General features: G+C 62.2%; 11 protein-coding genes. 1 reads left to right on the top strand and 10 read right to left on the bottom strand.

All coding sequences use genetic code 11. The features are described 5' to 3' along the window. Nucleotides 1-45: 45 nt before the first annotated feature. Complete coding sequence (gene ligA, locus E0486_RS08385) at nt 46-2139, bottom strand: NAD-dependent DNA ligase LigA (RefSeq protein ID WP_131851712.1); 2094 nt, start codon at nt 2137-2139, stop codon at nt 46-48. 192 nt (nt 2140-2331) lie between these two features. Then, a complete protein-coding gene (locus tag E0486_RS08380; protein WP_131851711.1) occupies nt 2332-2949 on the bottom strand; it encodes a hypothetical protein in 618 nt (205 codons plus the stop codon). A gap of 278 nt (nt 2950-3227) precedes the next feature. Between E0486_RS08380 and mutL the strand changes: the two genes are divergently transcribed. Then, the gene (gene mutL, locus E0486_RS08375; RefSeq protein WP_131851710.1) at nt 3228-5108 is read left to right on the top strand and encodes a DNA mismatch repair endonuclease MutL; all 1881 of its coding nucleotides are present in this window, start codon (nt 3228-3230) and stop codon (nt 5106-5108) included. A gap of 90 nt (nt 5109-5198) precedes the next feature. Here mutL and E0486_RS08370 read toward each other — a convergent pair whose 3' ends face one another. The 8 genes from E0486_RS08370 to E0486_RS08335 form a co-directional block, all read right to left on the bottom strand. After that, nucleotides 5199-5498 carry a hypothetical protein gene (locus tag E0486_RS08370; protein ID WP_131851709.1) on the bottom strand — a complete coding sequence of 100 codons (300 nt, stop codon included), beginning with the start codon at nt 5496-5498 and terminating at the stop codon, nt 5199-5201. 70 nt (nt 5499-5568) lie between these two features. Beyond that, a complete protein-coding gene (locus E0486_RS08365; RefSeq protein ID WP_131851708.1) occupies nt 5569-6285 on the bottom strand; it encodes a hypothetical protein in 717 nt (238 codons plus the stop codon). Between the two features lie 243 nt (nt 6286-6528). Continuing rightward, nucleotides 6529-7158, bottom strand: coding sequence for a chloramphenicol acetyltransferase (locus E0486_RS08360; protein WP_131851707.1), 630 nt, complete (start codon nt 7156-7158; stop codon nt 6529-6531). A 38-nt stretch (nt 7159-7196) separates the two neighbouring features. After that, nucleotides 7197-7673, bottom strand: a complete 477-nt coding sequence (locus E0486_RS08355) for a hypothetical protein (RefSeq protein WP_131851706.1) — start codon at nt 7671-7673, stop codon at nt 7197-7199. A gap of 523 nt (nt 7674-8196) precedes the next feature. Beyond that, nucleotides 8197-9840: a hypothetical protein gene (locus E0486_RS08350; protein ID WP_131851705.1), complete on the bottom strand. Its 1644-nt coding sequence runs from the start codon at nt 9838-9840 to the stop codon at nt 8197-8199. Next, a complete protein-coding gene (locus E0486_RS08345; RefSeq protein ID WP_131851704.1) occupies nt 9833-10387 on the bottom strand; it encodes an RNA polymerase sigma factor in 555 nt (184 codons plus the stop codon). Before E0486_RS08345 ends, E0486_RS08350 begins: the two co-directional genes overlap by 8 nt. 76 nt (nt 10388-10463) lie before the next feature. After that, on the bottom strand, nt 10464-12233 hold the full coding sequence (locus E0486_RS08340) for a carboxypeptidase regulatory-like domain-containing protein (protein ID WP_165917248.1): 1770 nt from the start codon (nt 12231-12233) through the stop codon (nt 10464-10466). A 175-nt stretch (nt 12234-12408) separates the two neighbouring features. Continuing rightward, nucleotides 12409-14199: a carboxypeptidase-like regulatory domain-containing protein gene (locus E0486_RS08335; RefSeq protein WP_165917247.1), complete on the bottom strand. Its 1791-nt coding sequence runs from the start codon at nt 14197-14199 to the stop codon at nt 12409-12411. Nucleotides 14200-14307: the final 108 nt, after the last annotated feature.

Here is a 14307-nt window from a genome sequence, read left to right as displayed (position 1 = left end):
TGATCCTTTTGTACGTGACCGGTAAAGGGTTGCGAGGCAACCTTATTAACCCGCAAAAGGCTCGCCAACCAGTATCAGGAACTGGTCTTCCGTCAAAATTTTAATAGAAGCGATCTTTTTCGCCTTCTCCAGCTTGGAGCCTGCGTCGTCGCCCACCACCAGGTAGTGGAGTTTGCTGCTGACGCCGGAGGCGATGGAGCCGCCCTGCGCCTCTACCATCGCTTCGGCCGCGCTTCGCTTGAGGCGGTTCAGCGTGCCGGTAAACAGGAAGCTCTTCCCCTCGAGCGAGCCGCCGGCGGCGGGCTTCGGCCCGGCGGTCACGTTGAGGCCCAGGGCTTCGAGCGTCTGCAGCAATTCGATCGAATCGTTGTTGCGGAAGAAGGCGTGCACGCTGGCGGCGACCTTCGGTCCCACGTCTTCCAGCGCCATCAGTTGCTCCTCGTCCAGGTCTTTGAGCTCCAGCACGTGGTGCACGGCGTTGGCGAGCGTCTTCGCCATCGTTTCGCCCACGTGGCGGATGCCGAGGGCAAATACGAGGCGGTGCAGGGGCTGCTTTTTGGAGGCTTCGATGGCGGCGCGCAGCTTGTCGATCGACTTGGTGCCGAAGCCTTCGAGTTGACCGATCGCTTCGAAGTCGAGCCCGTAGATCTGCGGGATCGAAGTAAGCAGGCCAAGGCGGTGAAACTTCTCGATGTTGGCTTCACCAAGCCCGCGGATGTCCATCGCGTCTTTCGATACGAAATGGTACAGGCGCTCGAGTTGCTGCGCGGGGCAGGCGATGTTGATGCAGCGCCAGGCGGCCTCTTCTTCGGGGCGAAACAGCGGGTCGCCGCAGGAGGGGCAGTGCGTGGGAAATTGAATCGGTTGTTCGGAGCCGTCCCGTAGTTCTACAAGGGGCTTCACGATGTAGGGAATGACATCGCCGGCGCGCTCTACGAGCACGGTGTCGCCGATGCGGATGTCTTTTTCGCGGATCACGTCTTCGTTGAACAACGACACCGAGCTCACCACCACGCCGCCGATGCCTACGGGCTCCACCTTGGCCACGGGCCCGATGTTGCCGGTGCGGCCCACCTGGTATTCCACGCGAAGCAGCTTGGAGGTCGCTTGCCTTGCCTTGAACTTATACGCGATGGCCCAGCGCGGGTGGTGGGTGGTCATGCCCAGTTTATCCTGCAGCGCGAAGTCATTCACCTTGATCACCATGCCGTCGATCTCGTAGGGCAGGTCGTCGCGGCCGGCCTCGTAGTTGTTGCAGTAGTCGATCACGGCCTGGATGCCTTTGAATACTTTCTTCTCCTTGTGCGGGCTGCGGAAGCCCAGGTCCCAGAGCAGGTCGAGGGTCTGGGAGTGGCTGTGCACCTCTTCCTCCTGCCCGGGGAGCAGCGTATGGTAGCCGAGGTGATACACGAAGGCTTCGAGCTTGCGGCGCCCGACTTCGAGCGGGTCTTTGATGCGGAGGGTGCCGGCGGCGGCGTTGCGGGGGTTGGCGAGGGGCTGTGCGCCACTTTCCACGAGGGCCTCATTGAAGGCTTTGAAGTTGTTCTTGTTGATCAGTACTTCGCCCCGTATTTCTGCGGTAGCGATACCATGTGCCGAAAAGGCCGCCGTGAGCGGGATGGTGCGGATCTGTCGGATGTTGGGGGTGATGTCGTCGCCGTACATGCCGTCGCCGCGGGTGGCGCCGCGTACCAGTTTGTCGCCTTCATACACCAGCGAGATGGAAGCCCCGTCGAACTTGGGCTCCACGCAATACTCGATATCATCGTGGCCGGCGCCTTCGCGCACGCGCTTGTCGAAGTGCAGCAGGTCTTCGGCGTTGTAGGAGTTGTCGAGCGAGAGCATCGGCACCAGGTGCTGCACCGTGGGAAATTCTTTCGTCAGGCCCTTGCCCACGCGCTGCGTCGGCGAGTCGGGCACCACGAGGTCGGGGTTTTCGGTCTCCAGCGCCTCGAGGCTTTTGAAGAGTGTGTCGTATTCGAAGTCCGACACGAGCGGGTCGTTCTGGATGTAGTAGCGGTATTCGTGGAAGCGCAGCACGGCGCGCAGGGTGTCGATATCGGCGGAAGTGATGGATTTTTCAGATGCTTTTTTCAGCAACGAAGTCGTTTGCTGCTGCAGGCGCTGGAGATCGGTCATGCGGCAAATATAGCCCCCCGACCCAGCCCCCTGTCCCCCCAAGGGGGCACTTAGGTGGACCTGTCCTTACCATGCCGACATTAATGTAGGTCATCGGTTAACAAAAAGCCCGGATCACAAAGTGATTCGGGCTTTTCTATTCCCCTTCCTCTTGGGAAGGGGCTAGGGGATGGGCTGTGCCCCCTTTGGGGGTCAGGGGGCTTCCCGGATCCAGATCGTGACCTGGTGCGGTGCCGCCTCATCGCCCCCGAAATACGGGAACAGCTGGTAGCCCTTTCCCGAGGGTGTGGTGGCGGTTCGGGCCAGCGAGTCTTTGTGGTTGTTGAAGGTGAACACGTACCAGGACGGCTTCACTTCGATGCGGCACTGGGCCTCGGTATTCAGGGCGAGGGTGCCCAATTCTTTTTCCGAAAAAACGCCGCGGTTGTGCACGAAGCCGAAGAGGCGCAGGGCGCCGTCGCTCCAGCGCCAGCCGAAGCGCGCGCTGGATTGCAGCGGGTCGGTGCCGCCGTTGTCGGTGAAGCCCCAGAGCTTGTTGATGTCGTATTGGTTTTCCGGGTCGCTGCTGCGGTAGACGGCCGACGAGTCGAAGCGGACGGTAAAGGCCTGCTCCTTCAGTTCCACGGCGCGTATGCCGTTCTGTGAGCAGTAGTGGGCGCCGGCGGGAATGGTGTAGGCTACGGTGCCCGTTGCGGGCTGAACGGACACGGCTTCGGTGACTTTCTGTTCGAGGGCGTCGACGGCTTTGGAACAGCCGGCAAGGAGGAGGGTTGTCCCGGCAGCGAGGGACAGGATATGGATGGTTTTCATAGTCGGATTGCGGCAGCAAAACTAGCGCGGCTGTTGCTGTGGCGGAGGTTTCTTTCGGTGAACCGTCCCCGGCTGGCGCCGGATGAGAGAAAGAACCCCGCTGTGGCGGGGCAGGCTGCAGATCTTTATGATTCTTATGTTTCGCGCAGATCCATGTTTTAAATCCGCGTTTATCCTAATCATCCGCGTTATCCGCGTTCTTTCTCTCCGCCGCTTGCGGCGCCAATGCTCAATCTTTTAGCACCGAAGCCGTAATTTCGTTGCAAAGAGAGAGAACTGTGGCTGATAGAATTCAATTGCTCCCCGATCATATTGCGAACCAGATCGCGGCCGGCGAGGTGATCCAACGACCCGCCTCCGCGGTGAAAGAGTTGCTCGAGAACGCCGTCGACGCCGGTGCTACGCGCATCCAGCTCCTGGTAAACGACGCCGGCAAGGCGCTGGTGCAGGTGATCGACAACGGCTCGGGGATGAGCGCCACCGACGCCCGCCGCTGCTTCGAGCGACACGCCACCTCCAAGATCCGCCAGATCGACGACCTTTTCTCCATCCGCACCATGGGCTTCCGGGGCGAAGCCCTCGCCTCCATCGCTGCCGTGGCGCAGGTAGAGCTCCGCACCCGCCGCGCCGAAGACGAGCTGGGCACCTGCATCGAGCTGGCCCACTCGCAGGTGACGAAGCAGGAACCCGTGGCCGCCCCCGTAGGTACCTCCATCGCCATGAAGAACCTGTTCTTCAACGTGCCTGCCCGCCGCAACTTTCTCAAAAGCAATACCTCCGAGCTGCGCCACATCGTGGACGAATTCATCCGCGTGGCCCTCGCCTTTCCCGAGATCTTCTTTTCGCTCGCTCATAACGGACAGGGCATCTTCCACCTCGAGGCCGGCTCGCTGAAGGCGCGCGTCGTGCAGATCCTCGGCAACCCCTACGCCAGCAAGCTCGTGGCCGTGGCGGAAGACACCGATTACCTCAACGTGCGGGGCTTCGTGGGCAAACCCGAAACCGCCAAGAAGACCCGCGGCGACCAGTACTTCTTCGTCAACAACCGCTACATCCGCTCGGCTTACCTCAATCACGCCGTGGCCAATGCCTTCCAGGACCTGATCGGCCCCGACGCCTTCCCGAGCTACGTGCTCTTCATCGAGCTCGACCCGGCGCAGGTGGACGTGAATGTTCATCCCACCAAGCAAGAGATCAAGTTCGAGGACGAAAAGATCGTGTATGCCTTCGTGCAGGCCGCGGTGAAGCACGCCCTGGCGCAGTTTTCCATCACCCCCACGCTCGACTTCGGCCTCGACGCCTCCATCCAGGGCCTCGAGTCGGTGCAGCGCCCTTTTACGGAGGCGCAGCAGCAAAGCGCTCGCGGTTCGAACCTGTACCAGGGATTCACGCAGGCCCACCAGGCGCATGCCATCGAGGCTTCGCGTGCCTTCCAGGCACCTTCGTCCAGGGCTGCGGCGTCCGGGGAGCGCTCCTTTCCGGCCATGCCATCCTTTGAAGGCGAGCGCACGATCTCGCCCGACGGTGAGCTCCTGCCCGGCGAGCCCGCCGGCGACATCGGATTCACCCCGCTGCTCGACGTGTTCCGCTCCAACGAGCCGGCCTCGGTGCAGCAGTTGTTTGGTACCTATATTCTTGCTGCCGAAGAAGAGCGCTTCCTGCTCATTCACCAGCAGTCGGCGCACGAGCGCATCCTCTACGAGCGCGCCGCCACCGCCATGCAGGGCAAGGCCATCGCCACGCAGCGCTCGCTCTTCCCGGCCACCATCGCGCTGGCCCCGCCCGACGCGGTGCTGCTCACCGAGCTCCTGCCCGACCTGCAGCAGGTGGGCTACTCCATCGAGCCCTTCGGCGGCTCGGACTTCCTCATCCAGGGTACCCCCGCCGACGTGGAATCGGGCAACGAAAAAGCCATCCTCGAGCGCATCCTCGAACAGGTGAAACACTTCAGCGAGGTAAAGCTCCCGCGCCGCGAAACGCTGCTCCGCTCCGTGGCCCTGCAGCAAAGCATCAAGCCCGGCACCAGCCTCGGCGAGCGCGAAATGCAGCGCCTCGTAGCCGACCTTTTCAAATGCCGCATCCCCAACGCCACACCTTCGGGAAAGCCCACCTACGTGGAGTTTGAAAAGGGCGCACTGGATAAGATGTTCGGGCGCTAAGATTTTTAAATCGGAAGTGGGAAGTGCTCCTTCGGGTGGAGACGCACATCGTGCGTATGCGCCCCCGAAGGGATTACAGGGAACATACGTTTACGCCGTAACCCCGAACAGACCCTTCACCAGTTCCTGCCGCCCGGCGAGCAGCTCCTGGAACGTATGTTCTACCTCCATCCAATCAGCAAAGCGGTATTTGAAGTCGCGGGCGCCCTGCTCGAGAATAAGGAAGCCGCTGCGGTCGCCGTGCACTTCCAGCACGAGGTCTTCGTCGTCGCTGGCATACCAGAACGCGGCGTGCTCCTCGTCGTTGTCGCGGACGTCGGCAAGGACCTGGAGGAGGTCGTCCAGTGTCGGGTTTTCGATGCTGTCGGTGGGGGTTGCTAAATAGGCCATGATGATCCAAGGTAACGGGCGGGGTCAGAATCCATTACGGGACGGTTTTTATTGTGGATAGCCTTTGCCTTTACTTCCCCTGGTAGTAAGCAAACTGGTAACCGCGATGTGTGCCGGCGGCATCCGGCACCGTTCCCTGCGCGTTGAGCAGGAAGCCGGGCGGATCCTTTTCGTTGTCCGTCGTTTTGCGGTACAACCCGGCAAAGCCTTTCAGCGGGCCGCTGGCAAACAGGATGGTCTTGCTGCGGGCATTGTACCCGCACTTGCCCGGCTTTCCATTGAGCGTATACGAGGTGTACGATTTCAGGTAAAACGTATACTGGAAGTTGAAGCCCGAGCCGTTGTCCTGGTACACGTTGTACTGGCCCAGCGGTGCATGGTCGGGCGCCGTGCTTTGTTTGACCGGCGCTTGCGCGTTGGCAAAAGAGCAGTTGCTGAGGAAGAGCGCGTCGCTCACCGGCGCGCGCACCGTTCCGGTGACGGTTATATAATCGCCCACCTTGTAGCGCTGGAGCGTTGCGGAGTCTTGGTAGGGCAGCTCGCACACGACAAAGTTTTCGTAGCCTGTGGCCGTCAGGTGGATGCGGTGCGCGTCTTTCCAGTAGTCGCTCGAGCGGCTGATGCTGCGGATCTTGCCGCTGACGGTGATGGTCTGGTTGCCGTACCTGCCCTGGAAAGCAGCCTTGTTTTGCCGGTATTCGTCGTAGAGCCCCTTGACGGTTTTGGTCTGGGCAAGCGTGGGCAGTGTGAGCAGGAGCAGCAGCCAGAGGGCAATGGATCGGATCATGGCAGGGTTTTGTGTCAGGTGTGCGGTAATTTACGCAGATCGCGTGGGAAAAAGCAGCGCGGGGTAGTGCTGTCCATGAAGTTGCCGAGTGCCGGACTGTTCAGGAAACATGGCGCAATTACCTTCCGGGCTGCTGCCTTCGTTCCTTTCGCAGTGCCTTTCGTTCGCTAACGCATCTATCGCCCTTATAAATAAGCAGCATGCGCTGGGTACCTACGTTTAGCGCCGCTAAAGGCCGCCCGTTTAGCTTTCCCCCAGCAACCGCTGCAGTTCCTCGAAATACCGGCTCACGTGCAACCCGTCTACGAGGCCATGGTGGGCTTCCACCGACACGGGCATCCGCTTGCGTCCGGCTTCCTCTCGGAAGGCGCCGAAGGTAATGCGCGGCACCGCGTCGTTGGGGTTGTGGTTGGAGGGATGCAGGATGGCGGAGAAGTGCAGCCACGGAAGGGTGGAGTAGCGCACGAGGTCGTGCTTGACGTTGTCGCCGTTCAGCCGCAGGCCGGTCGACGAGCGTACGGCATCGAGCTCCTCGTTGAGGCTGGCGTTGAACGTGGCAAAGTCGTCGGCGTGGGGAACGAAGATGAAGGCGAAGGTGCCGTCGCCGCGGCTGACGGCCGCGCCGGCGTGGATGACGTCGAGCGCCCACACGGCGCCGTCGATGATGCGCAGGCGCAGCTCCGGTACGCTGTTCACCGCCCGCATCGACGCGTGCAGGTACGTGGCGAAAAACGAGCGTCCGCGTGCCTTACTCTCCGCGTAGGCTGCCGTGCAGTCCACGTCCGCCGTGATCCCGAAGGTGGGACTCTTGAGGCTGGAGAAGAATTCGTAATGCTCCTTGCGGTTCCAGCTTTCGATGTCGATGCGTTTCATCGGTCGGGTTTGCGCAAAGCTAGGACGGGGCCGCTCCGCTAATTGCCATGGCGCTCCTCCAGCTTTTTGAGCCGGAAGCACCAGGCGAGCCCCAGGGCATGCGGCGCTATGCGGTCGAAGGGTTCTTTCGACAGGCGGATGTTCATCGCGTAGGTGAGCTTCAGGCGGTCGAAGCCGAGACCCGCCTCGGGCTGCAGCACCCAACAGGTGGCGCCGAAGTCGGTGTATGCGATTCCATTAAGACCCAGCGCAAAGGGCAGCACCGCCACCCAGCCGCCGATTTTCGGGCCCAGCACCGGCTTGCCGGCCACGTGCAGTTCACTCGAAAAATACCAGGCGGCCGATACTGCATGGCGACCTCCGTAGGCCATGCTGTTCTTCGAGAGCCCGAGCTCCACGTAGGGGTAGCGGCTGACACCGGCGCCGGTAAGCAGGCCGATGCTTTGCGAGGCGCCGCTTTGCGCGGAGGCGGTGCCGGCACAGAGAAGAAGCAGGAACAAGAGCAGCTTTTGCATGCGGTGTGCGGAAGATACCACAGTCGGATGACGGGGCGCACTTCGTTTTTCCAACGCGGAGAAAAGGAGAAAAAGCCCTTTGGCCGCGAAGTTGGCGGGAGGGCTCCAGGAATTCCCTTTAGAGGGAGCGCGCTGCACCTGTGTTCACCCATCCGTTGACGGATCATCGTAGGTGAAGCGTTTCGCTGCGCGAAACATGCGCGGAGAGCTCCCTAACGGCACTGGTATTTCATTCAACTTGTTAGTGCCTGTAAGTCGCCTACGCCCATCGGTGAAAAGAAAGGACCGACACCTTTGGTACGGCCTTCGCGCCTGTCCCGCGCAGCGGGACGCTCGAACTACGACGGGCCGTGGCTTCGCCACCGATCGGTCTGTATGCATCATCGGGCAGGAACGCTGCGCCCTTTTGCGCCCCCTGCGTACCGTTTCTCCCTCCGTTTCTCCGCGTTCAAAAACATCGTCGATAAAGGGCAAAGAAAAAGGACGCCTCGCGGCGTCCTTCGTATCGGGGATTGGTTGCTGCTTATTTGCGCTTCTTCGACTGCCATACGCGGAAACGCAGTGTCGCTTCGAAGGCTTCGTTCGACACATCGCTGACGGTGCCGTCGGGCTGCGTGTAGCGGAGGAAGGGCTGCAGGTCGCTGCGGTAGCGGAGGCCAAGGCCCCAGCGGCGCCAGCCTACTTCGGTCTGGAGCACCAGCTGCCACTGCGACCGGTACAGGAACGAGTCGCGGTAGCCGGGCACCTGGAAGGGCATGCGCGACTCGCTGGTCTGCGTGCTGCTGATGTCGCGGCGCAGCGTGATGCGGTCGCCGGCGGCGCGGTACAGCACGCTCCATTGGGCGCCGGCGCCGATGCTCCATCGGGGCAGCACGTTGTAGTTGAGCGTCAGCGGGAACTGGTGGTACCAGGCCTTGCGCAACTGCTGGCGGTCGGTTTGCACGGCGTGGGCGCCGGTGTCCCAGCGCGTTTTCTGCGAAAAGGCGAAGGCGGGCACGAGCTGCGGGGCGTTGAAGCGGGCCTCGCCCTGCAGGAACCAGCGGCCCTGCTGGGCGCGGAGCCAAAGCGCGGGCACGTGCTCGCTCAGCGGGTTGAAGCGGCCGCGGTAGTTGGCGCCGGAGCCTTGCTGGCCGCCGATGGGCACGGCCTGGCTGATGCCCACGCCGGCCGAGAACCAGGGCGCGCGGCGGGCCTTCTTCTTCGCGGCTTCGGCAGCAACGGCAGCCAGGGCGCTGTCGCCGGTGGCGGTTGGTGTAAGGGTCGCGGTTTTCGCGGCCGAATCGGGCGCTTGCAGGGCCGATGCGGGGACGATGCTGCCCGGCTCCTGGTACCGGCGGCGCTTCAGCTCGCTGTTGGTGGCCAGGAAGGCCGAATCGGTAACGGTGGGGCGCAGCCCGGGCTTGCGTGCCGGGTCAACGGCCGTAGCGGCACCGGACGTGTCTTTTCGCGCACCCGCCAAGGGGTACTGGACGCCGCCGCTGCCGGCGGTGCTGTTGTCGCTGCGGCGCACGCGCGGCTTTTGGGGCGTGCCGGTGTGCGCCACCGGGAGCGTCCGGTTACGGTTGTTGCGGCGGGCAGTGCCGCTACCGTGGGTGGGTGCGGGATCCGGGAATTGGGTGCGGGGTTTGGTGGACCCACCGGCGTTGCCGGCGGGGTTCGGGATGGTAGCAACGGCATCGGAACCGTGTGTGGAGGGCTTGCCGGCGGGAACCGGTACGTCGGTGCGGCGTGAGCCGGCTGCCTGCTCAGGCGGCGTAGCTGCGGCAGGCGTGGAGGCGGTGTGGTTGGGGCCGTTCGCGCGCGCCGGGCCGGGCGGCGGGGCGACGGCAGTGCCATTCGGGTCACCATCCGCTTCGCGTTCGGGGCGGGTAGCGATGGGTTGTGCCTGATTGCCGGTTGACGACGGGGTGGCGGCGTGGGTAACGCCTTGCTCCCTGGCGGGGAACAGCTGGCGCCAGTAGATACCGACCGCGCTGCCGGCGAGCACCAGCAGCAGGAGGGCCCAGCCGGTGCATCCCGACAGGAAAGCCGGAAGGAGGGGCGGGCCTTTGCGGTCGCGCTCGTCCTTATCCAGCAGGGCATTCATGTCCTTCCACGCCGCGTCGGCGTCGGGCAGGGGCACGTCGCTCCAGTGCTGGTCTGTTTCTTCAAAGGGTCGCTTACTCATGGTAGTGCATATTCTCCTGTTGAATGAATTGCTGTAATTGCTTCCGGGCGGCGTTGAGGTGCCATTTGCTGGTACCCTCGCTGATGCCCAGGAGGCCGGCGATCTCCTTGTGCGTGCATCCATCGAGCACGTAGAGGTTGAAAACGGCTGCCGTGGCGGGCTGCAGCCGGCGTACGAGCGCCAGCAGCTCCGCGGCCTGCAGGCGGCTGATGGCCTCCGCCGGTATGTGGGCCTCGGCGGCGTCTTCGAGCTCCCCCGGCGCCTCGCCCCGCTGCCGGCTTTTGATATAGTCCAGGCAGCTATGCAGCACGATGGTCCGGATCCAGGTGTAGAGGCTTCCCTGCGCGGCATTGTAGCGGGCGATGTTGCGAAACACCTTGAGGAAACCGTTGTTCAACGCTTCTACCGCATCCGCTTCGTTCCGGGTATACCGAAGGCACAGGGCCGCCATCGACCGGTAGTAGTCCCGGTAGAGTCGTTCCTGTGCCTTGCGGTTGCCGGCGCGGCAGCCTTCGATCAATTCGGTATCGGGAGCGGTACTTGTCAAAAAAAGGGCTGTCGCGATTGGTTTGCGGAGGTGGAAAATAATGGTGTTTTTCGAAAGGTGACCTTATCTGTATCTGTCAGAACATTCGTCGCAGCCGGTAGCTACCCGATACGGAATGGGAAGTGCCGCTGACTACGTAGGTTCCGCTGAAAGTGCCTTCGATATAATCGCCCAGGGCGGCGGGCCAGGTCGTCACCGTGCTAGTGATGGCCGAGGAGCTGTTTTGCTGGCCGTCCACGTAAAAGCTGGTCACGTTGAAGGTGCCCGGGGCGGCGGGGCCGCTGAAGTTGAAGGAGATGATGTGGTTGGTGGTCGTGCCCGGGAGCGTCATGCCGCTGATGTAGGTGTTCCAGTTGGTGGAGCCCTGTACCTGCGACGCATAGTAGCTCAGCGAGTCCGTTGCGCCCATCGATACCTGCGCGCCGTTGTCGATGCTGTAGTTGATGAATTCGGCAGCCGACTGCGTACACACCGTGATGGTGCCGGCGCTGGTGCTGCCCGGGGCGAAGGTCACCATGCTCACAGAGCTCTGGGTGTTGGTGCTGTTGTCGATACCGAGCACCTGGATGCTGCCACCGCCGCTGCAATTCAGCATGTTCACCGAGAACTGGCCGCTGCTGTTCACCGAAGCGTAGTGCACCATGTGGTTCAATACCAGGATGGCGTAGCCGCTGGTAACGGGGCTGTTGCTGCAGTTGACGAGGGTGCCGCTGACCGTCGAGTAGGCGGTGCCCGAGAAGTTGGCCGTGAGGGCGGGCAGCGTGGTGTTGCTGGTGAAGGGACCCACGTTCTGGGTGTATACCGGCGCCCAGCAAGGGTCGAGGAGCTGGAGCACCAGTTGCTCGTTGGCGGGCACGAGGCCGCTGACCTGACCGAGCGAGTCGGTCCAGCCGTAGGTGCTGCTGAACCAGCCTGCGCCCTGCGGGCGGGTAAGACGAACCGCCGTGTTGGGAAGCGGCTGGCCGTTGGGGCCTTTGACCGTAAGCGTAAGCGTAATGGCGTCCATCGGCACGTCGCAGTTCCAGAAGGAGAAGTGCGGCACGTTGCCCACGTAGGTGTTGCCTACTTTGGTGGCGGAGCCTTCTTCTTTCCAGACGCCGGTGGTTTCATCCACGTACCACATCGGGATGGTAGCAGGCGCCGATGCCTGGGCGGCATTGGGGATGGCGGTGGTGAGCGTGGCGTTGGAGCCGCTCTTGATCTGCAGCTTCTGGCCGGCGGCGCCCTCGAGCTCCACGGCGAGCATGCCGAAGGAGTTCAGCAGCACGCGTTTGCCGGTCCGGTCGTTGGCCATAAAGGAGCCGGGAACCGTCTGTCCGATGTCGGAGGCGGAAGGATCGATATAGGTGGCATAAACGCTCACCTGGCCGGTGTAGGCAGCGCCGGTGGCGGCGTCTACCACGCCGCCGGCGGGCAGCGTAACTTTAGAGCCGTTGCTCAGCGCGGCGTCGCCACCCGAGGCCCCCGATACGGTGCCGGCGAGGTTGCGCTTCACCAGCTTGATCACTACCTGGTTGGTGCCCGAAGTGGCGGCGAAGGTGCGGTAGGCCTTGAAGTAGCCGCTCTTGGTGGCGGTCACAACGGATTGATTCTTGTCGAGCGAGGCGCCATTGATGCGGAAGTAGCCCTGGTTGTCGGTGGTAACGGTTTCGCTGCCCACTTTCACGGTAGCGCCAACGGCGGGCTGGCCGTTTTCATCAAACACGTTGCCTTGCAGGCCGGCGGTCACGGGGTTGGGCAGGACCGGCTGCACGTCGGGGGTGCCGGCATAATCCACCTGCTTCTGGCAGGAGCCCAGTACGAGCGCCGCCAGGGCGATGAAGGTTAGTCTGGAAAAAATACGCATGATTGGTTGTTTGTAAGGCATATACTGCCGGGCGAAGAAAAGGGTTGGGTGGAAGGGGAAAAGTTTTGCCGCCGTCGCTGGCGCTACCGCGGCCGGGGCGCGTTTTGTCGTGCAAGACAAAGCCCGCTGGGTGAGAGCGGGCTTGTTGACGCAAGCGTCGATTGATGCGAATCTTTTAGTTGACCCTTTTCAGGCGGAAGTTGGCTGTGAACGAGTGGGGTGTTCCTGTGGAGGTAAAGGTTCCCGAGAGGGTTCCTACCAGGTACTCACCGGTTGAAAACGGCCAGTTTGTAAACGTAAAGTTGACGACATCGTTGGTCACCGTGAAGCCCGGAATGGAAAGCCCTTGCGCTATACCGCTGGTAGAACCGTTCGCGGGCAGGGCAAACGTGTTGAAGTAGAAGGCCTGGTTGTTACCGCCGTTGCGCGGCACAGCCCACAAGATCAACTGCCAGTCGGGCGAGTTCGGGCCGGTGCCGTTGGGATACATTTCATACTGTATCGAGTCCTGGGGGGCGCTGTACGTTCGCGGAGCGCCTCCATCGATAGTCCAGGTGATGAATTGAGCAACAGAGTTGCCGCAGGCGGTGACGTTGCCTACGTTCACGGTGCCCGAAGCGCCGGGAACCGAGGTGGCGGTGCTTTGTACCGCACCTGCATGGTCAATACCGACCACGCTGACGGCAGCGCCGGGGCAGCTGAGCAGCGATACGCTGAATTGTCCGTTTGCGTTCACCGCTCCATAATGACCCACATTGTTTCCGGTGATGATCACATAACCGTTTGTGACGGGGCTGCCATTACAATTTTGCAGGGTACCCGTAATGGTCATTGCGTTGGCAGCCGGCACATTTATCGTAATCGGGGGAACCGTGGTAGTGCTGCTGAACGGACCTACGTTTTGTGTGTAGATGGAAGTGCCGCACATCGTGATCACCGAGAGCGTGAGCGGCACGTTTACCGGCACCATGCCACTTACCTGTCCCAGCGAGTCGGTCCAGCCATAAGCGGGCGAGTTCCATCCGCCCGAGCTCCGCGTCAGCTGCACCGTGGTTCCTACCAGGGGCTGGCCGTTTTGGTTTACCAATGTAAAATGTACATAAGCGCCCGACTCCGGCACATCGCAGTTCCAGAAAGAAAAGTGCGACACCGTACCTACGTAGGTATTGCCCGTTTTGACGGCACTTCCCTGCTCTTTCCAGAGCCCGGAAGTTTCGTCTACATACCAAAGCGGGATCGTGGCGGGCGCGGAAGCCTGGGCTGCCGCCGGGATGGCAAAGGTGAGGCTTGCGGTGCTGCCCGGCTTGATCTGCAGCTTTTGCCCCGCCGATCCTTCAAGCTCCACGGCCAGCATGCCGAAGGAGTTGAGCACGACCCGGCCGCCATTCTTGTCGTCTGCCAGCAGCGAGCCGGGAACGGTCTGGCCAAAGTCTGGTGCCGAAGGGTCGATATATTGCGCATACACCTTTACCGCGCCGGTGTAGGCCGCGCCGTTCGAAGCATCAACCACCCCGGCTGCCGGGAGCGTAACCCTGGAGCCGTTGGCCAGGGTAGCCGATCCGCCGGTTGCCGCATCTACCGTGCCGGTAACCATGCGTTTTGCCAGCTTGATCACCACCTCGTTGGCGCCGGCCGTAGCCGCAAAGGTTCGGTACGCCTTGAAGTAACCGGTTTTCGTTGCCGTCAGCACGGCCTGGTTTTTATCCAGCGCGGCGCCGGTGATCCGGAAGAAGCCGCGTGCGTCGGTGCTGGCCGTTTGCGCACCAACCTGCACGGTCACATTGCCGGCCGGCGCGCCGGTTTCGTCCAGCACGGTGCCGTTCAGTGTTGCCGTTATCGGGTCGGGCAGTACCGGCTGGCTGGGCGCGGTGCCGGGATCATCCGGGGCGTACGTATCGTGCTTCAGGCAGCTGCCCAGCGATAGGGCGAGCACAGCGAAGGCTGCAAGTGTGGAGCGAAAACGCATGTAATTCAGTTTTTGTTTGGTTATAAAAGGTGCCGCCGCGCGGAAGCCGCTGCTTCCCGGGCCCGTTACGGCTGCAGAAAGATACGATCCGGTTACCCAGCATTCCAC

The organism is Flaviaesturariibacter aridisoli (assembly GCF_004343705.1).
GTDB classification, from domain to species: domain Bacteria; phylum Bacteroidota; class Bacteroidia; order Chitinophagales; family Chitinophagaceae; genus Flavisolibacter; species Flavisolibacter aridisoli.
This window is presented reverse-complemented; position numbering and strand designations above follow the sequence as displayed.